Here is an 18,321-nt window from a genome sequence, read left to right as displayed (position 1 = left end):
TCGCGGATCCGGTGGATGCGAGATCACAGGAAAGGATACGCCAGCCTCAGGGCATCGAGGACAAGGCGGCCGGCATCGCCGGGGCGAGCGGCGGTCCGGCGGCATCGCCGAACCCGACATCGCGGAGGGCATGCGCAAGGCCTGCGAGGGCGCCATCCCGGCCGGATCCTTCGCGGGCATGGTCGCCTTCGCCATGAGCCAGCCCAACCGTGAGCCAGCCCGACCATGAGCCAGCCCGACGATGTGGACGTCAGCGAGATCCTGTTCAGGCCGACCGGCCAGGAATACTGAGTCGCAGGCGGCCGGCGCGGGGCCGGCCGCGATGCGCTGCGAGCGGCGGAACCGTTCCCGCCTATTCCGCCGCCTGGGCGTGCAGCCGGGCGCCGCGGCTCAGGAGCTTGTTGAGGGCGCCGAGATAGGCCTGGGCCGAGGCGACCAGGGTATCGGGATCGGCGGCGCGCGCGGTGACGCTGCGGTTGTCCGCCGAGAGGCGCACCGAGACCTCCGCCTGCGCGTCCGTGCCCTCCGTCACCGCATGGACCTGGTAGAGCTCCAGCACCGCCTCGTGCGGCACCAGGGCCTTGATGGCGTTGAAGGTGGCGTCCACGGGGCCGTTGCCCTCCTGCTCCTCGGTGACGATCCGGTCGTCGACCTGGAGCTTCATGGTCGCCCGCTGCGGGCCGCGGGTTCCGGCGACGATGGAGAGGGAGACCAGCTTGATGCGGTCGTGGGCCATGGCGATGTTCTGGTCCACCAGGGCCTCGATGTCCTCGTCGTAGACGTGCTTCTTGCGGTCGGCCAGGTCTTTGAAGCGCTCGAAGGCGTCCTGGAACTGGTTGTCGGAGAGCTTGTAGCCCAGCTCCTCCAGCTTGTTGCGGAAGGCGGCCCGGCCCGAGTGCTTGCCCATGACGAGGCTGGTCTTCGTCACGCCGACGCTCTCGGGCGTCATGATCTCGTAGGTCTGGGCATGCTTGAGCATGCCGTCCTGGTGGATGCCGCTCTCGTGGGCGAAGGCGTTCCGGCCGACGATGGCCTTGTTGTACTGCACGGGGAACGACGTGGCGGCGGAGGCGAGCTTCGAGGCGCGGGTGAGCATGGTGGTCTCGATGCCGGTCTCGTAGGGCAGCACGTCGCCGCGGGTCTTGATCGCCATCACGATCTCCTCCAGCGCCGCGTTGCCGGCCCGCTCGCCGATGCCGTTGACGGTGCACTCGATCTGGCGCACGCCGCCCTCGAGGGCCGCCAGCGAGTTCGCGACCGCCAGGCCCAGGTCGTTGTGGCAGTGGGCGGAGAAGATCGCCTTGTCGGCGTTCGGCACCCGCTCGCGCACGGCGCGGAACATGGCGCGGTACTCGTCGGGCGTGGCGTAGCCCACCGTGTCGGGCAGGTTGATGGTGGTGGCGCCGGCCCTGATGGCGGCCTCGACGCAGCGGCAGAGATACTCGATGGAGGTGCGGGTCGCGTCCATGGCGGACCACTCCACGTCCTCCACCAGGTTGCGCGCCTGGCCGACGGTCGCGGCGATGATCTCCAGCACCTCCTCCTCGGTCTTGCGCATCTGGTGCGCCAGGTGGATCGGCGAGGTGGAGACGAAGGTGTGGATGCGCGGCCGCCTGGCATGCCGCACCGCCTCGCCCGCCCGGGCGATGTCGGCGGAGATGGCGCGGGCGAGGCCCGCCACGGTCGCCCGCTTCACCTGCTGGGCGATGAGGGATACCGCCTCGAAGTCGCCGTTGGAGGCGATGGGGAAGCCGGCCTCGATGATGTCGACGCCCATGGCGTCGAGCAGCTCGGCCATTTCCAGCTTCTCTTCCAGGGTCATGGTGGCGCCGGGGCACTGCTCGCCGTCGCGCAGGGTCGTGTCGAAGATCAGAACGCGGTCCTTGGAGGATCCGGCGGCGGGGGAAACGGTCATCGAATATATCCTTCTCGGGGCGAGCGGCGCGGCGCTCTCGTTTGGTTCCTCATCGCGAAACCCCTGAGAGCCCAGGCGGCAGCGCCCAGCCGACCCTCAGGGGCGACTAAGGAGAAGGAGACCAAGGAGGCGCGCGGAGGCCGCCGCGGAAGCGGGGCCTTTCGTCCTGGCGCTGCGGGAGCCGATGAACATCGCGTCCCATTCCTCCTCAAGACCGCTCGTCGCGGTGCAGCCGTTTGTAGCGGCGCCCGGGCCGGATGGCAAGCGCTTGAAACAAACGAACGCCCCGGACGGAACGTCGCGCACGAAAAATTCGCGCCATACCGGAGCGGACGGCGCCTAAGGACGCGCTTCGGGAGCCAGGACTCCGGGGACGATGTCGGTGTTCTGGGCGACCGCCACCTGCCACCGATTCCCCTCCTCCTTCAGCACGAACAACAGGATGCCCCGGCGCGGTCCGGCAGGCGCCCCGTCGGTTCCGGCCTGGCCGGTCATCTCCCAGACCAGATGGACCGCGGCGAGGCCCGGGGCGAGCGGCGTCACCGCGCCGACCTCGCCCGTGAGGCGGCTCTCCCTGAAGATGGTCGCGTGGGTCGCCGCGTGGGCGGCCTCGATCTCGTCCCGGCTCTTCCACCACAGGCCGACGACGTTGACGAAGTGCGCCTTCTCCGCGAACAGCCCGGCGAGGGCGGGCATGTCGTGGCGGTTCCAGGCTTCGATGAAGGCGCGCGGCACATCCTCGGGCGCAGGCGTTCGCGGCATGTCTCTCGTCCCTTTGCGGCGGGATCGCAAGAATACGGTGAATTGCCGCCCAGGAAGAATGCCCTAATTGGGAGCAGAGCCCGAAGAGGCATCGATACGGCATTCGGTAGCACATGCCGCCAACGGAGAGGTGGAAAGGTTACCGGATGCCAGATCCATCACAGGAATCGGGTGGTCGCCGACTGCACCGGCATTGATGTTCGAGGTGCCGATCAACATCAACAAGGAGGTCGTTTATGGACTTTCGTGTCGTCGGGCTGTCGCCGGAGCCGTTCCGTCACCTCTACGGGCTGAGCGAGCGGGACCTCGCCACCCATGGGGTGATCCGTTACGTGGCCAATGAGAGTCCTGGCTATCCAGACCGCATCGAAATGCGCGAGGCCAGGGTGGGCGAGACCCTCCTGCTCCTCAACCATGTCTGCCAGCCCGCCGGGACGCCATACCGTGCGACCCACGCGATCTTCGTACGCGAGGGCGCGGAGGAGACCTATGACCGCGTCAACGACATCCCCGAGGTCATGCGCCTACGGCTTCTGTCGTTGCGCGCCTATGACGCGGCCGGGATGATGCTCGATGCCGACATCGTCGAGGGTAAGGAAATCGAGGGGCTCATCGAGCGCCTTTTCGCGAACCCACAGGTCGATTACATCCACGTCCACAACGCCAGGCGCGGATGCTACTCCGGCCGCATCGAGCGGGCCTGACGCCATCAGCAAAGTCATTGGACCCGAGCCGGCTGCTTGTCCAGGTACGCGGTCAGCTTTGAGTTCCACTGCCGCCCGAGCAGCTTCTGGATGACCAGGACGGACCATAAGCTGTTCGGATCGGTTATTTACCGGGATACCGGTGATCCTTACTACCGAATGCCGCATCGATACGAGGGGAGTACGTTCCGATGATTCTTGCCGTCCGCACCCTGTGGCTCGCCGGCCTGGCGGCGCTTCCGCTCGCCGCCTGCAACCAGACCGCTCCGCCCGCGGCGTCCGCGGCGACGCCGTCGAGCTTCCGCATGCCGGAAGGCGCGGGCTGCCGGGGCGAGATCGAGCGCTACCGCGCGGTCATGAGCAACGATCTCGCCATGGGTCACGTCAACCGGTCGGTCTACGACCGGGTGGAGAGGGATCTCGGTCCGGCGGACACGGCCTGCGCCGCAGGGCGCGAGGCGGAGGCGATCCGCATGGTCAATGCGACCAAGGCCCGGTACGGCTATCGCTGAGGGCCGGACGTCGAGAAGCTCCAGCGGAAGAACGACTGGAGGAAGAGCGGCATCGTCTTCGGGTCGATGTCCTCGGCACGGCGGACGATGCGGACGTCGCTGAGTTCCGGGTGCTCCTGCGCGGCGATGGCGGCGCGGATCCTCTCCGCGCCCTCCGCGGCCGGGATGTGCAGGGTGGCGTGGCGCATCAGGGCGACCGCGGGCCAGCGCTCGACGACGATCCACTCGTCCGACAGCGTGTAATCCGCTTCCGTGAGGCCGGTCTCCTCCCGCAGCTCGCGGGTGAGGCTGGTGGCGAGGTCCACCCGGCCTCCGTCCCGCAGGTCGGAGCGGTCCGGCGTTCCGGCCGGGAAATAGACGCGGCCGCCATTCGCCGTGTCGTGGCTCATGACGCCGCAGATATAGGCTCCGTCGCTGCCGCGCAGGGCTGCCATCGCGAAGCCGTTCGCCACGCCAGGATCCGGATGGCCCATGTCGATCCAGGCGACGAGGTTGGCGTAGTCGGTCTCGAAATAGGTGTTGCGGCACAGATCCGGCGTCACGGCGATGTCGCTCACCAGGAGCACCCGGCCGTTGAACATCTTGGGCGTCGCGGCGACGCGCCGGCGCCAGTTCTCCATGATGGCCGCACGGTTCTCCTCCGCCCACCGCCACGCGAACGGCCGGGACACGGCTTCCACCCGCGCCACGCGGGTGATGGCGAGCTCCCGCCTCATGCGAGGATTTCGCCGCGGCTCACCACGACCGCGTGCCCGCCGATCTCCGCCGAGACCAGCGCCCCCTTCTCGATGGTCAGCTGGAGCGCGATCTCGCTGGGGCGGCCCATCTCCACACCCTGCTCGATCACCACGTCGTGCTCGCCGTCGCCCAGGGGCTCGCACTGCATCAGCGCCCCGGCGAAGGCGGCTGCCGCCGAGCCGGTGGCGGGATCCTCCGCCACGCCCATGCCGGGTCCGAACATCCGCGCCCGGAAGCGGAGGCCCTCGGCCCCCGGAATGCGGGCATAGACATAAGCCGCCGGGTGGTCGCTGTCGCCGAACGCCTTGTCGAAGGCCTCGCCCTGCGGCTTCGCGCGGGCCAGCGCATCCAGGGAGGCGACGGGAACGAGATCGTAGGCCACGCCCGCCGAGTGGCGGCTCGGCACATGCCGCTCGAATCCGATCTCGGTCGGGTCGAGGCCGAGCGCCCAGGCGCAGTCGCTCGACTCCTTGCCCTCTCCCCAGGCGAAGGGCAGGCGCGGGAGCCTGAAGCGGGCCCGGCCCTCGCTCTCGCCCGCGATCTCGACGGCGCAGGGCACGATGCCGACCTTCTCCTTCAGGCCGAAGGCGACGGCCCCGGCGGCGCCCTGCCGGTCGAGCAGGGCGAGGAGCACCGCCGTGCCGACGGTGGGATGGCCCGCGAAGGGCAGCTCCCTTGCCGGGGTGAAGATGCGGATGTCCGCCCGCTGCCGCGGATCGGCCGGCGGCTGAACGAAGACCGTCTCCGACAGGTTGAACTCGCGGGCGATGGCCTGCATCGCGCCGCCGTCGAGCCCGTCGGCATCGAGGACGACCGCGAGCGGATTGCCGGCGTAAGGCCGGCGGGTGAAGACGTCGAGGGTGACGAAGCGGCGCGCCATGGATCAGATCTCCTCGGCCGGAAAGCGGTGGGTGGGAGCGACGAACTCGTCCTGCGCCGCGATGGTGAGGATCTCCCGCGAGCCCGCCTCCTCCGTCCGCTTGAGCAGGCCGAAGACGGAGGCGGACGCCTTCTCGAGAGCCTTCGCCGCGGAGAGCGTGCGGGCATAGTGGACGAAGAACAGGGCCGCGATCGCATCGCCCGCCCCGTTGACGCTGAGCGAAAGGCGCGGGGTGCGCACGCGCCAGAAGCGCCCGCCCTGGCCCGCGATCAGGTCGACCGAATCCTCCGGCGTCTCGCTGGACACGACCGAGGTGACGAGCACGACCTTGGGCCCGATGCGATGGACCGCGGAAACCGCCTCCTTCACGGAGGCGAGGGATTCCGTCGTCACGCCCGAAAGATAGTCGAGCTCGAACTGGTTGGGCGTGACGATGTCGGCGGCGGGGACCGCCTGCTCCTTCATGAACTCGGGGATGCCGGGGCGCACGAAGACGCCGCGCCCCACGTCGCCGATCACGGGATCGCAGCAATAGAGGGCGTTGGGATTGAGGGCGCGGACCCGCGATACCGCCGAGAGGATCGCCGTCCCGATGTCGGGAGACCCCATGTAGCCGGAAAGCACGCCGTCGCAGCGGGCGAGGACGCCCCGGTCGGCGATCCCGTCGAGCAGTTCCTCGATGGTCATGCCGTCGAAGACCCGCCCCTTCCAGGAGCCGTAGCCCGTGTGGTTGGAGAACTGCACCGTGTGGATCGGCCAGACCTCGACGCCGAGGCGCTGCATGGGAAAGACGGCGGACGCGTTGCCGACGTGGCCGTAGGCGACGTGGGATTGGATCGAAAGAACGTTCATGGCTCTTGCCCCGCTGACCGCCTCCGGTTAGCGCATCGTTATCCTCGCATCAAATCGCGGACTGTGATGGAATCGATCACGATGGCGCCGCGTTCCCGCCAGGAACGCCCCCGCATCGCCCGCCGGGCCACGGGAGAGGATTCATGAACCTGGAAGACCTCACCCAGGCCGTACTCGACTTCATCCGTGCCCACCGGGAGCTCGCGCCGCTGATCCTGGGCCTCATGACCTTCGGCGAATCCTTTGCCTTCGTGTCGCTGCTCCTGCCCGCCACCACCGTCATCGTGGCGGCCGGCTTCCTGATCGCGGCGGCGGAGATCCCGTTCTGGCAGAGCTGGGCGGGAGCGGTGGCGGGGGCGATCCTCGGCAACTGGATCTCCTACGCCGTCGGCCGGCACTACAAGACGGCCGCCTACGGTGTATGGCCCCTATCCCGCAAGCCGGGCCTGATCGCACGCGGAGAGCGCTTCTTCGAGCGATTCGGCCCCTGGGCGGTGTTCTTCGGGCGCTTCTTTGGACCGGCCCGGGCGGTGATTCCCCTCATCGCCGGGATCTTCCTGATGCCTGCGATCCTCTTCCAGGCCGCGAATCTCGCCTCCGCCTTCGTGTGGGGCTTCGTCCTCCTCGCGCCGGGAGCCGGCCTCGCCCGCCATTTCTTCTGGTAACAGCCGCCCGGCGGAGGGAACCGCCCGTAGCCCGCATCATTGACCCCCTGCATCCGAGGAGGTTTTCATGGGTAAAGGCAAGATGAGCGGCGACAATTCCGCAGAGAGCAAGAAGCATCCCGGCGACATGACCCGGGGCTCCGGCGGCACCACCAAGAAGCGCCTCGACCCCGGCAAGCAAAGCAACAACAAGGCCGACAACACGAGGAGCAACACCCAGTAGCGCGGCGACCGGCTCCGTTACGGCATTTTCTGGGCCTTCCTCTCTGTTTCGACAGGTGTCAGGCGCGTATAGCAATGCTACAACGCGGCATTGCCTTAACGCAAAGCAATGTCATGAAACAGAGCCCGTCAGATCCGTACGATTGGTACGACGACGATTCCACCCTCCGGCTCACGGCCGGAGCGGTAGGGGGGCCCCTGCCCGGTCTGCCGCCTGCGTGGCAGAACCTCGGGTGGTGGACCGGGGGTATCGCGTTCGCGGCGCTCTGGCTTTTCGAGACATGGAGCATCTCCAACCCCTCGGTCGAAAAAGAGGGCCTCGTCCGTCTGGTCGAGAGTTTCTGGGGGCTCCTGCTCGCCCTGGCGATCTGCTATGGGATCTTCAAGTTCTGCATGCCCCGGTATCGCGTGCTGGGGCATGTCCTATGCATTGTCAGCGCCATCGTCCTGCTTCTGCATCACGTGGCGTGAATCGTTTCACCCGTGGGGGCTGCAACAACAACAGGGGTGGGCTCAACCGCCCCTTTCTTTTTTGCATCGCGCCGCCGCTTTCCGTTCGGCCCGTTCGGCGCAGGGTCCCTGCGAAAAGTGCTTGCCTCTCGCGGGCCTGACGCTTTGTCGGGAAATGCGAAAGCCCGTCGTTCGCCCGGACATGTGCCAGGCGAGAAACCTGCGAGCGGCTTGCGGTCACGCGAGACCGCAAGCCGCTCCACAGGCTGCGATCAGTTCCGGCTCTTGTCGACGAGCGCCTTGGACTTGATCCAGGGCATCATCTCGCGCAGGCGAGCGCCCACCTCCTCGATCTGGTGCGCGGCATTGCGCGCGCGGATCGCCTTGAAGGAGGTCTGATTCACCTTGTTCTCGAGCATCCAGTCCCGGGTGAACTTGCCGCTCTGGATATCCTCGAGGACGCGCTTCATCTCGGCCTTGGTCTCGGCCGTGATGATGCGGGGACCCGTGACGTACTCGCCGTACTCCGCGGTGTTGGAGATCGAGTAGTTCATGTTGGCGATGCCGCCCTCGTAAATGAGGTCGACGATCAGCTTCACCTCGTGAAGGCACTCGAAATAGGCCATCTCGGGAGCGTAGCCCGCCTCGACCAGCGTCTCGAAGCCCGCCTTGATGAGTTCAACGAGGCCGCCGCACAGCACCACCTGCTCGCCGAACAGGTCGGTCTCGCATTCCTCCTTGAAGGTGGTCTCGATGATTCCGGCCCGGCCGCCGCCGTTGGCGGAAGCATAGGAGAGGCCGAGGTCATGGGCGTTCCCGGTGGCATCCTGGTGGATCGCGATCAGGGTCGGCACGCCGCCGCCGCGCAGGTATTCGGAGCGCACCGTGTGGCCCGGCCCCTTCGGCGCGACCATGAGCACGTCGAGATCCTTGCGCGGCTCGATGAGGTTGAAGTGGACATTGAGGCCGTGGGCGAAGAGGAGCGCCGCACCCTCCTTCATGTTGTCGTGAAGCTCGTTCCGATAGATGTCGGCCTGGAGCTCGTCCGGGGTCAGCATCATGACCACGTCCGCCCACCGGGCCGCTTCGGCCACCTCCATGACCTTCAGGCCCTCCTTCTCGGCCTTTGCGGCGGAGGACGAGCCCTTCCGGAGCGCGACGGCGATGTCCTTCACCCCCGAGTCGCGCAGGTTGAGCGCATGGGCATGCCCCTGGCTGCCGTAGCCGACGATGGCGACCTTCTTGCTCTTGATCAGATTGATGTCGGCATCGCGATCATAATAAACGCGCATGGCTGCCTTCTCTTCCTTCAACGTTCGTATTGTTCGATACGCCCCTTCCATTACGGGGCTTGGCGGGTGGCGGCTTCTTATCGACCTTTTGTTTCAAAAGGAAGCGGCGAAACCGTTATTTTCGTTCGCGAGAAATCGCATTTCACACGGATTGCGCTCTCCTTTCTCCTCGGCTAAAGACATAACATTACCTTGCGCTACGGAGGCCTCATGCCGCGAATCGACATCACCTTCATCCTGCTCTCCGTCCTCTGCCTCACGACCGGTCTCGTCCTGGGGATGAACATGGGGGCCGCTCACGACTTCCAGCTTGCACCGGTCCATGCGCACCTGAACCTGCTCGGCTGGACCTCCCTCGCCCTGTTCGGGCTGATCTACCGGTCCTATCCAGCTCTTCAGGCGTCCTGGCTCGCGAAGGCTCATCTCGTCCTTTCGGGCGTCTCCGCCTTCGGATTTCCTGCGGGGATCTATCTGTCGATCGTTCATGAGCGTCCGGGCCTTGCGGTCGGCATGGCCTTCGTCGCCCTTGCGGGCGTGCTGACCTTCTTCGCCAATCTGGTGCGCGTCTTCTTCTTCTCGGCCCAGAGCGCCCCTTCGACAGCCGGAACGCCCGCCTGATTGCAATGACGTGCGGTTCGTGGAGAATCGCACGCATGGATCAATACGCTTCTCCGCAGGACGTCCTCGCCTTCTGGCGCGAGGCCGGCCCCGACAAATGGTTCGCCAAGGACGAGGCCTTCGACCGCGCCTGCCGCGACCGTTTCATGACCACCTATCAGGCCGCCGCACGCGGCGACCTGAACGAATGGGAGCTGTCCCCGGAAGGTGCGCTCGCCGTCGTGCTGCTGCTCGACCAGTTCCCCCGCAACATGTTCCGCGGCACCCGCGACGTATACAAGACGGATCCTGCCGCGCTGCTCACCGCCGACCGCGCCATCGAGCGCGGCTACGACATGCGGGTCGACCCTGCGCTGCGGCGCTTCTTCTATCTGCCCTTCATGCACTCCGAATCCCTGCGCCACCAGGAGCGCTCGGTGGTCCTCAACGAGGCCCTCGGCGATCCGGACTCGATCAAGTGGGCGCGCCATCACCGCGACGTCATCGCCCGCTTCGGCCGCTTTCCACACCGGAACGGCATCCTCGGGAGGGAGACCACCGCGGAGGAGGCCGCCTTCCTGGAGGAGGACGGTTTCAGGGGCTAGTCGAAGGGTGCTCATATCATCTGGAACGCGCCGGTCGTCTTGAACCGGACATAGGCCTCCACGCTCCGGCGCATGTTCGGCAGCATGGAGGGAAGGGACTCGGGCGCAAACCAGGCGAGTTCGAGGCTCTCGCCGTCGCTCCCGCCGAGCGCGCCCTCGAAGGAGGTCGCGCAGAACATGAGCGAGAAATACTGGCAGACATGCCCGTTCGGGTAGCGGATGGTCTCGAAATCCGGATGACATGCATAGCCGAACGGCCTCGGATCCAGGACAGTGAGCCCGGTCTCCTCCCGTGTCTCGCGGACGATCGCATCGACGATGCCCTCGCCCTCCTCCGGCACGCCGCCGGGGATACCCCAGACGCCGAAATCCGACCGGCGCTGCAGGAGGACGCGGCCGCCCTCCCCCTCGATGACGATCCGGGAGCCGGGCATCAGCAGCAGGCGGTCGCCCACCACGCCGCGGAGGCGGCCGAGATAGCTTTCATGGAAGGAGGGCACGGGGACGGGGCTCACATGCTCTCCGCCCCGCGCGCCATGGCGGCGACGCCGGTGCGGGACACCTCGACCAGCCCGACGGCGGTCATCAGCTTGATGAAGCGTTCCACCTCCTCGGTCGTGCCGGTGAGCTCGTAGACGAAGGAGTTGAGGGTCGCGTCCATGGTGCGGGCGCCGAAGGCGGAGGCGAGGCGCATGGCCTCCACCCGGTGGTCGCCCTTGCCGACCACCTTCACGAGGCAGAGCTCCCGCTCCACCGCATCGCCGGTGAGCGTCAGGTCCACCACCCGGTGAACGGGCACGAGACGCTCGAGCTGGCTCTTGATCTGCTCGATGATGCTGTCCGTCCCCGCCGTCACGATGGTGATGCGCGAGATGTGCGCCTCATGCTCCGTCTCCGTGACGGTGAGGCTCTCGATGTTGTAGCCGCGTCCCGAGAACAGGCCCGCAATGCGGGCGAGGACGCCCGGCTCGTTGTCGACGATGATCGCGAGGGTATGCCGGCTGATGGGTTCGACCCGGGTTGCGCCGGGATAGTGGGTGCTCATCTGGCTCATGGTTTTCCGGTTTGGTTGTGGGATGGCTCTGGTTGCGCCGGGCTTGCGCTTCCCTCAGGCCGCGCCGCGGTAGACCGCGACCGGCTCCTCGTCGACCTCGTCGGCTTCCACCACCCATTCCTCCTTCAGCCCGGCCTGCCGCCATTCCTGGAAGGCGGGCAAGGCGAGGATTGCGTCCACATAGGCCTGCGTGGTGCCGTCGAGAGGGATGGAATAGGTGTCGAGGCGGGTCGCGAGGGGCGCATACATGGCGTCCGCCGCCGAGAAGGCGCCGAACAGGAACGGGCCGCCGACGCCGAAGCGCTTGCGCGCATCCCGGACGATCTCGGAGAACCGCGCGACGTCGCGGGCCACCGCCTCGCCCCTGTCGCGGGTTGCGTATTTCTTGCCGAGATTCATGGGGCATGCCGAGCGCAACGCCTGGAAGCCTGCGTGCATCTCGCTCGCCACCACCCGCGCCATGGCCCGCGCCTTGCGGTCCTCCGGCCAGACGGGCGCGCCATAGGCATCGCCGACATATTCCATGATTGCGAGGGTTTCCCACACGGTCACGTCCCCGTCGACGAGAACGGGCACCTTGCCGGCGGGCGAATAGGCGAGCACCCGGGTCCGGGTGTCGGGGAGGTCGAGCGGAACGAGCACCTCGTCGAAGGCGACGCCGAGCTGCTTCATCAGCAGCCACGGCCGCATCGACCAGGAGGAATAGAGCTTGTTGCCGATCACGAGCGTTGGCATGGCAGGACCCTTTCCCCTCTCCGATCCGTGAGAGGGGTTCTCTCTCTCATACATCAGACCAGCATCTTGCCCTTCTCGTCGATGACGGAGCCGATGTCGGTTCCGGCCTCGCCGAGATAGTCGTTGAGCAGCATCTCGTTGTGCGCCTTGCCTGAGGGGATCATCGGGAAGCAGTTCTCGGTCTTGTCGACGATGCAGTCGAGGATGACGGGCCGCTTCGTGTCGATCATGGTGCGGATCGCGTCGTCGAGCTCCGCCGGCTTCTCGCAGCGGAGACCGACGCCGCCGTAGGCTTCGGCAAGCTTCACGAAGTCGGGCAGCGATTCCGAATAGCTGTGGGAGTAGCGCCCGCCATGCAGGAGCTCCTGCCACTGGCGCACCATGCCCATGTATTCGTTGTTGAGGATGAACACCTTGATCGGCAGGTCGTACTGCAGGGCCGTGGACATTTCCTGCAGCATCATCTGGATCGAGGCCTCGCCCGCGATGTCGATGACGAGGGCGTCGGGATGCGCGAGCTGCGCGCCGACCGCCGCGGGCAGCCCGTAGCCCATGGTGCCGTGGCCGCCGGACGTCATCCAGCGGTTCGGCTCCTCGAACCTGAAGTACTGCGCCGCCCACATCTGGTGTTGGCCGACCTCCGTCGTGACGTAGGTTTCCCGGTCCTTGGTGAGCTCGTAGAGGCGCTGGATCGCGTATTGCGGCTTGATGGTCTCGGAGGAGTTCCGGTAGGCGAGGCAGTTGCGCGCCCGCCATCCCTCGATCTTGTTCCACCACTCCTTGAGAGCGACCTTGTCCACCTGCGGCGCATTCTGCCGCCACAGGCGCACCATGTCCTCGAGCACGTGCGCGCAGTCGCCGACGATGGGGATGTCCACCTTCACGTTCTTGTTGATCGAGGACGGGTCGATATCCACGTGAATGCGCTTGGAATAGGGCGAGAAGGCATCGAGCCGGCCCGTGATGCGGTCGTCGAAACGCGCGCCGATGTTGATCATCACGTCGCATTCGTGCATCGCCAGGTTCGATTCGTAGGTTCCGTGCATGCCGACCATGCCGAGGAACTGCGGATCGGACCCCGGATAGGCGCCGAGCCCCATGAGCGTCGAGGTGACGGGGAAGCCGGTCAGCCGCACCAGCTCGCGCAGGAGCGCGGAGGCGTGCGGACCCGAGTTGATGACGCCGCCGCCCGTGTAGAAGACCGGCCGCTTCGCCTTCGCCATCAGCTCGATGGCAGCGCGGATGCGCTCCATGTCGCCCTTGACGTTGGGATGATAGGTCTTGTGCTGGTTGTTCGCCGGGCGCACGTAGGTCCCGGTCTTGAACTGGATGTCCTTCGGCAGGTCCACCACCACGGGGCCGGGCCGCCCGTTCGTGGCCACGTAGAACGCCTCGTGCAGGATCCGCGGCAGGTCCTCGATGGATTTCACGAGGTAGTTGTGCTTGGTGCAGTGGCGGGTGATGCCGACCGTATCGCATTCCTGGAAGGCGTCGGAGCCGATGAGATGGGTCGGCACCTGCCCCGTGATGCACACCAGCGGGATGGAATCCATCATGGCGTCGGCCAGGCCCGTCACCGCGTTCGTCGCGCCGGGGCCGGAGGTCACCAGCACCACGCCCGGCTTGCCGGAGGAGCGGGCATAGCCCTCGGCCGCATGGACCGCCCCCTGCTCGTGACGGACGAGGACGTGCCGGACCTTGTCCTGGTGGAAGAGGGCGTCGTAGATCGGCAGCACGGCGCCTCCGGGATAGCCGAAGATGTGCTCGACCCCCTGGTCCTGGAGAGCGCGGATCACCATTTCGGCTCCCGTCATCGTCTCGCTCATGTCTCTCGCTCCGTCTGGTCTCTTCGCTGTCGTGGGGGAATTTGGGCAATAAAAAAGGCCCCAGTGGGGGCCTGTGCGCCATCGCCGGACCTGCGGGTTCAGCCCCGCTCCGTCGATGGCGCTCCTACTACGAGAATAAGCTTGCGCATGAATGCGGCTTTCCTGTTCGAAAGTTGCGCCGACGCTAGCCCATGCTTTTCATCCGGTCAAGCGCCTCGCCTTTTGCATTCCACGGTCTAGCTCTTATGGTGCCGGAGCCATCAGCCTGTTGATCATGACCGACACCGTTTCCCCCTCCGACACTCCCTCCCGCGGCCCGCGCATCACCGCCCGCGCCCTGCTTCTGGGCGACAGGCTGGACGTGGCCGGGCTCGAGCGCAGCGACGTGCTCTCCACGTCTCCCCTCGCCTTCCGGGCGGGGCAGGAGGGTTTCGTGGCTCTTTTCCGCTTCGGGGTCGCGGTCCTCGTGGGGCTCACCCCCCTGGAGGAGGACGAGGTGATCCGCGGCCTCCGCCAGCGGATCGTCGGTGAGTTCGCCCGCCACGAGGAGGAGACCGCCGTCATCGAGATCTCCCCGGACAAGGACGACCAGATTCCCCCGGGCGGGCCGATCTACGTGCGGACGCTCTCGACGGAGCGCCTCATCGTGATCGCCGACGCCCTCGCTAAGAGCGCCGCCCTCTCCCGGGACGAGCGCGAGGCGGCCGCCGTCTTCGACGTGATGGAGCCCTTCGCCCGCTTCCTCGCCGAGAAGGGCAAGCGCCCCGGCGGACGCCGGGAGATCCTCAAGCACGTGGGCAATGCCCTCCTCGTCCGCCAGCGGGTCTCGGGCCGCGTGGCGGTGGAGGAGAAGCCGGACGTGCTCTGGGACCGGCCCGACCTGGAGCGCCTCTACGCCCGCCTGGAGGACGAGTACGAGCTGAAGGAGCGGGCCAACGCCCTCTACCGCAAGCTCGACGTGATCGGCGACACGACCCAGGCCCTCACCGACCTCATCGACACCGAGCGCTCCCTCCGGCTCGAACTCATCATCGTCATCCTGATCGTCTTCGAGATCGTCATCACCTTCTACCAGATGGCGACCGGAACGAGCGGGCATTGATAGACGCTTATCAGACGGTCCCAGCCAAGAGCCATTTCTCTTTCTGTTTTGCAGTGTTATTACGCAATTGATGAAAGAGTTGACCAGACGCTCGTTGATTGTTGGCGCCGGCAGCGCAGCCCTGCCCCTGAACCGGCTCCAGGCTTACGCCGCTGAGCCGCGCCTCGTTCTAAACGATGCGAGCCGCCTCAATCCAACCCCCGTTGCCAGACATTGGATGGCGGAGACCCAGGATGGAGCGTTCATCGAACGGCTTCGGCAGGAACTGAAGGAGGCATCGACCGCGAAAAGGCCGGTTGCCGTTGGAGCGGCGCGGCATTCCCTTGGGGGACAGAGCCTGCCACGCGATGGAACGGCTATCACCCTCGCACCTTCCCGCTTTTATCTGCTTCCAGAGAAAGGCGTTTATCTCGTCGGAGCCGGAACCCGCTGGCGTGACGTGATCGAAGCCCTCGACCCGCTCGGGTATTCGCCCGCCGTGATGCAGTCGAACAATGACTTCGGTGTCGCAAGCACCTTTTCCGTCAATGCCCATGGCTGGGCCGTCCCTCATGGCCCGTTCGGGACGACCGTTCGCTCCATTCGCATCATGCTTTCCGATGGAACAATCCTGAACTGCTCACGAACTGAAAACGCAGAGCTGTTTGCCCTTGCATTGGGTGGCTATGGATTGTTCGGGATCATTCTGGATCTCGAAGTCGAGATGGTCCCCAATACCCTGCTGAAGCCGACCTTCAGCACATTTCCCGCCGAGGACTTTCCCCATCGCTTGCTGAAGGCCACCAGCGATCCCTTGACATCCATGGCATATGGCCGCGTCTCCGTCGCCGAGGCGAATTTCCTTCACGAGGCGATTCTCGTCGCGTTTCGCCGCGAGCCGGCGCCTGACGGCACAATCCCTCCCGCTGCATCGGGCAGCGAAATGGCTCTGCTCATGCGCGAGATCTACCGGGCCCAGACCGGATGGGATACGGGCAAGCGCATCCGCTGGTTCGCGGAGACCGTTGTCGCTCCGTCGCTTTCGTCCGGGACCTTTACCCGCAACACGCTCTTGAACTCGCCGGTCTCGGAACTGGCAGGCAGGAACCGACGCTTCACGGATATCCTGCACGAATACTTCGTCCCGCCGGAGAAGTTCGCGGAGTTTCTTTCTCTCTGCAGGAAGGTCATTCCGCGTTCAGGTCAAGACCTTCTCAACATTACTCTGCGATATGTCGATCAGGACGATCTCAGCGTCCTTGCTTATTCACCGATGAAGAGAATAGCGGCGGTCATGTCATTCTCGCAGGAAATGTCTCCGGAGGCGGAAGCCGGCATGATGCGCATGACCGAAGAATTGATCGACGGCGTCTTGGAGATCGGAGGAAGCTTCTACTTGCCCTATCGCCTGCACGCGCGGAGGGACCAGGTCCGGCGCGCCTATCCGCAGTATGACGCCTTCATTGAGCGCAAGCGCCACTATGATCCCGGCCTCCTATTCCGGAATCTCATGTGGGACGCATACTTCTCCTGAAGCCTATCGCTCACCGATAAGCCTGAGAACCCTGTCGAACCCCTCCTCCGGCGCGACCCACTCCCAGTCCGGCAGCTGGTGCCGGAACCAGGTGAACTGGCGCTTGGCGTAGCGTCTCGTGTCCCCCTGTCCCCGGGCGATGGCCTCCTCGCGGGAGATTTCGCCGCGGAGATAGGCGAGCAGGCCGGGCACGCCGTGGGCGCGCATGGCGGGCAGCATGGGATCGAGGCGGCGTTCCCCGAGCGCCCTCACCTCCTCCAGGGCTCCCCCCTCCATCATGGCGAGAAACCTCGCGTCGATGCGCCGGCGCAACGTCTCCCGTTCCGGCGCGAGGAAGAGCTTCACCACCGGCACGGCAGCCAGAGGCCCCGGCTGGCGGGCGCCATGGAAGGACACGAGGGGTTTTCCGGTCGCGGCGAGGACCTCGAGCGCCCGCTGGACCCTCAGGCGGTCGGACGGCCGCAAGGCCCGCGCCGTTTCCGGATCGCGCTCCGCGAGAAGGCGATGGAGCTCCGGGGTGTCCAGCCCCTCGCTCTCTCGGCGCACCGCCTCCCGCACCGCTTCCGGCACGGGCGGGATGTCCGAGAGACCCTCGGTCAGGGCCTTGAAGTAGAGCCCCGTTCCGCCGACGAAGATCGGGAGCTTCCGGCCCCGCAGTTCCGCCAGGAGGGCAGTGGCGTCGGCCATGTAGCGGCCGACCGAGAAATTCACCGCGGCATCCACGTGGCCGTAGAGCCGGTGCGGCGCGAGGGCCTCCTCCTCCGGCGTGGGGCGGGCGGTCAGTACCCGCAGGTCGCGGTAGACCTGCATGGAATCGGCGTTCACCACGACGCCGTCGAGGGCTCGGGCGAGGCGCAGGCCCAGAGCGGACTTGCCTGATGCGGTCGGCCCTGCAATGAGAACCGCGCCGATCCCAACGTCACTCACACCCGGTCTCCACGATGGCTGCTTCCCCCGATCTCGTCGCGACGCTCGTCGCCGACCCCAATCGCCCGGTCCTCACCGAGGCCCTTGTCAGGACCGCGGCGAAGGCGTTGGGACAAGAGACGGAACCGGCCATCCTGGCAAGCGGAATCGCAGCCGACCTCGTCGTGCCCGCGGGGCGGCCACCGGGGGACATCGCGGAGATCCTGCGCGGGGTCCTGGGGGGCGAGCCCGTGGACGTGATCGTCCAGCCCCTGGCCGGCCGGCGCAAGCGCCTGTTCCTGGCGGACATGGATTCCACCATGATCGGCCAGGAATGCATCGACGAGCTTGCGGACTATGTCGGCCTGAAGGCGGAGGTCTCCGAGATCACCGAGCGCGCCATGCGCGGCGAGATCGCCTTCGAGCCCGCCCTGCGGGAACGCGTCGCGCTCCTCAGGAATCTCCCCGTGAAGGTGGTCGACGAAATCATCTCGAGCCGGCTCAGCCTCACCCCGGGCGGGAGCGCCCTGGTGGGGACGATGCGGGCGAACGGGGCCTATACCTGCCTGGTCTCGGGCGGCTTCACCCTCTTCACCGGCCCCGTCGCCGCCATGATCGGCTTCGACGAGCACCGCTCCAACCGCCTGATCGTCGAGGGCGAGATGCTGGCGGGCGAGGTCGAGGAGCCGATCCTCGGACGGGAGGCGAAGCTCGCGACCCTGATCGAGCTGCGCGAGCGCCTGGGCCTGTCGCGGGAGGACACCATGGCGGTGGGCGACGGCGCCAACGACCTCGCCATGCTCGGCGAAGCCGGACTCGGCGTCGCGTTCCACGCAAAACCCGCCGTTGCCGCCGCAGCGCATGCCCGGATCGACCACGCCGACCTGACGGCGCTTCTCTACGCCCAGGGGTATCGCGAGGGAGAGATCGTCGGGGCGTGAACCGCCGCTCCGGCGCGACGGTCTGACGGCTCACGAAAAAGGGCAGCCCG

21 protein-coding genes are annotated in these 18,321 nt (G+C 66.5%); 10 read left to right on the top strand and 11 right to left on the bottom strand.

What is annotated here, in order from left to right:
* Window positions 1–352: 352 nt before the first annotated feature.
* Both GDR74_RS07275 and GDR74_RS07270 read right to left on the bottom strand, forming a co-directional pair.
* On the bottom strand, window positions 353–1,915 hold the full coding sequence (locus GDR74_RS07275) for a 2-isopropylmalate synthase (protein WP_152585687.1): 1,563 nt from the start codon (window positions 1,913–1,915) through the stop codon (window positions 353–355).
* A gap of 339 nt (window positions 1,916–2,254) precedes the next feature.
* Window positions 2,255–2,677, bottom strand: coding sequence for an SgcJ/EcaC family oxidoreductase (locus GDR74_RS07270; protein ID WP_152585686.1), 423 nt, complete (start codon window positions 2,675–2,677; stop codon window positions 2,255–2,257).
* Between the two features lie 236 nt (window positions 2,678–2,913).
* Between GDR74_RS07270 and GDR74_RS07265 the strand changes: the two genes are divergently transcribed.
* Both GDR74_RS07265 and GDR74_RS07260 read left to right on the top strand, forming a co-directional pair.
* A complete protein-coding gene (locus GDR74_RS07265; RefSeq protein WP_152585685.1) occupies window positions 2,914–3,381 on the top strand; it encodes a DUF1203 domain-containing protein in 468 nt (155 codons plus the stop codon).
* Window positions 3,382–3,572: 191 nt separating this feature from the next.
* On the top strand, window positions 3,573–3,893 hold the full coding sequence (locus GDR74_RS07260) for a hypothetical protein (protein ID WP_152585684.1): 321 nt from the start codon (window positions 3,573–3,575) through the stop codon (window positions 3,891–3,893).
* Here GDR74_RS07260 and GDR74_RS07255 read toward each other — a convergent pair.
* The 3 genes from GDR74_RS07255 to pdxY are packed head-to-tail and all read right to left on the bottom strand — an operon-like array spanning window position 3,884 to window position 6,363.
* Entirely contained in the window at window positions 3,884–4,609 is a 726-nt protein-coding gene (locus GDR74_RS07255) for an NUDIX hydrolase (protein ID WP_152585683.1), read from the bottom strand. The genes GDR74_RS07260 and GDR74_RS07255 overlap by 10 nt on opposite strands.
* Complete coding sequence (locus tag GDR74_RS07250; RefSeq protein WP_152585682.1) at window positions 4,606–5,511, bottom strand: PhzF family phenazine biosynthesis protein; 906 nt, start codon at window positions 5,509–5,511, stop codon at window positions 4,606–4,608. Before GDR74_RS07250 ends, GDR74_RS07255 begins: the two co-directional genes overlap by 4 nt.
* A 3-nt stretch (window positions 5,512–5,514) precedes the next feature.
* A complete protein-coding gene (pdxY, locus tag GDR74_RS07245; RefSeq protein WP_152585681.1) occupies window positions 5,515–6,363 on the bottom strand; it encodes a pyridoxal kinase PdxY in 849 nt (282 codons plus the stop codon).
* Between the two features lie 143 nt (window positions 6,364–6,506).
* Here pdxY and GDR74_RS07240 point away from each other — a divergent pair, with 143 nt between their 5' ends.
* From GDR74_RS07240 to GDR74_RS07235, 3 genes are all read left to right on the top strand, one after another.
* Entirely contained in the window at window positions 6,507–7,028 is a 522-nt protein-coding gene (locus GDR74_RS07240; protein WP_152585680.1) for a DedA family protein, read from the top strand.
* 67 nt (window positions 7,029–7,095) lie between these two features.
* Window positions 7,096–7,251, top strand: coding sequence for a hypothetical protein (locus GDR74_RS18150; protein ID WP_194164660.1), 156 nt, complete (start codon window positions 7,096–7,098; stop codon window positions 7,249–7,251).
* 113 nt (window positions 7,252–7,364) lie between these two features.
* Window positions 7,365–7,721: a hypothetical protein gene (locus GDR74_RS07235; protein WP_152585679.1), complete on the top strand. Its 357-nt coding sequence runs from the start codon at window positions 7,365–7,367 to the stop codon at window positions 7,719–7,721.
* Between the two features lie 251 nt (window positions 7,722–7,972).
* Here the strand turns inward: GDR74_RS07235 and ilvC are convergent, their stop codons facing one another.
* The gene (ilvC, locus tag GDR74_RS07230; protein WP_152585678.1) at window positions 7,973–9,043 is read right to left on the bottom strand and encodes a ketol-acid reductoisomerase; all 1,071 of its coding nucleotides are present in this window, start codon (window positions 9,041–9,043) and stop codon (window positions 7,973–7,975) included.
* A 159-nt stretch (window positions 9,044–9,202) separates the two neighbouring features.
* On the opposite strand from ilvC, the gene GDR74_RS07225 reads away from it, so the two are divergent.
* Window positions 9,203–9,610, top strand: a complete 408-nt coding sequence (locus tag GDR74_RS07225) for a hypothetical protein (protein WP_152585677.1) — start codon at window positions 9,203–9,205, stop codon at window positions 9,608–9,610.
* A gap of 35 nt (window positions 9,611–9,645) precedes the next feature.
* Complete coding sequence (locus tag GDR74_RS07220) at window positions 9,646–10,194, top strand: DUF924 family protein (protein ID WP_152585676.1); 549 nt, start codon at window positions 9,646–9,648, stop codon at window positions 10,192–10,194.
* Between the two features lie 11 nt (window positions 10,195–10,205).
* Here GDR74_RS07220 and GDR74_RS07215 read toward each other — a convergent pair whose 3' ends face one another.
* Genes GDR74_RS07215 through GDR74_RS07200 form a run of 4 tightly spaced genes read right to left on the bottom strand, consistent with a single transcriptional unit; the run spans window position 10,206 to window position 13,809 of the window.
* On the bottom strand, window positions 10,206–10,709 hold the full coding sequence (locus GDR74_RS07215) for an NUDIX domain-containing protein (RefSeq protein WP_152585675.1): 504 nt from the start codon (window positions 10,707–10,709) through the stop codon (window positions 10,206–10,208).
* Window positions 10,706–11,248, bottom strand: coding sequence for an acetolactate synthase small subunit (gene ilvN / locus GDR74_RS07210; RefSeq protein ID WP_152585674.1), 543 nt, complete (start codon window positions 11,246–11,248; stop codon window positions 10,706–10,708). Before ilvN ends, GDR74_RS07215 begins: the two co-directional genes overlap by 4 nt.
* Window positions 11,249–11,302: 54 nt before the next feature.
* Window positions 11,303–11,983: a glutathione S-transferase family protein gene (locus GDR74_RS07205; RefSeq protein ID WP_152585673.1), complete on the bottom strand. Its 681-nt coding sequence runs from the start codon at window positions 11,981–11,983 to the stop codon at window positions 11,303–11,305.
* Between the two features lie 53 nt (window positions 11,984–12,036).
* On the bottom strand, window positions 12,037–13,809 hold the full coding sequence (locus tag GDR74_RS07200) for an acetolactate synthase 3 large subunit (protein ID WP_152585672.1): 1,773 nt from the start codon (window positions 13,807–13,809) through the stop codon (window positions 12,037–12,039).
* A gap of 274 nt (window positions 13,810–14,083) precedes the next feature.
* Between GDR74_RS07200 and GDR74_RS07195 the strand changes: the two genes are divergently transcribed.
* Window positions 14,084–14,911, top strand: a complete 828-nt coding sequence (locus GDR74_RS07195; RefSeq protein WP_152585671.1) for an RMD1 family protein — start codon at window positions 14,084–14,086, stop codon at window positions 14,909–14,911.
* 70 nt (window positions 14,912–14,981) lie between these two features.
* Complete coding sequence (locus GDR74_RS07190; RefSeq protein ID WP_152585670.1) at window positions 14,982–16,424, top strand: FAD-binding oxidoreductase; 1,443 nt, start codon at window positions 14,982–14,984, stop codon at window positions 16,422–16,424.
* A gap of 3 nt (window positions 16,425–16,427) precedes the next feature.
* Here GDR74_RS07190 and miaA read toward each other — a convergent pair whose 3' ends face one another.
* Window positions 16,428–17,351, bottom strand: coding sequence for a tRNA (adenosine(37)-N6)-dimethylallyltransferase MiaA (miaA, locus tag GDR74_RS07185; RefSeq protein WP_152585669.1), 924 nt, complete (start codon window positions 17,349–17,351; stop codon window positions 16,428–16,430).
* A gap of 14 nt (window positions 17,352–17,365) precedes the next feature.
* Between miaA and serB the strand changes: the two genes are divergently transcribed.
* Window positions 17,366–18,271: a phosphoserine phosphatase SerB gene (gene serB / locus GDR74_RS07180; protein WP_152585668.1), complete on the top strand. Its 906-nt coding sequence runs from the start codon at window positions 17,366–17,368 to the stop codon at window positions 18,269–18,271.
* Window positions 18,272–18,321: the final 50 nt, after the last annotated feature.

Origin of the sequence: Microvirga thermotolerans, from assembly GCF_009363855.1 — a bacterium.
Taxonomy (GTDB): Bacteria; Pseudomonadota; Alphaproteobacteria; order Rhizobiales; family Beijerinckiaceae; genus Microvirga; species Microvirga thermotolerans.
Note: the sequence above shows the minus strand (reverse complement) of the source record. Positions and strands in the feature narration are given on the sequence as shown.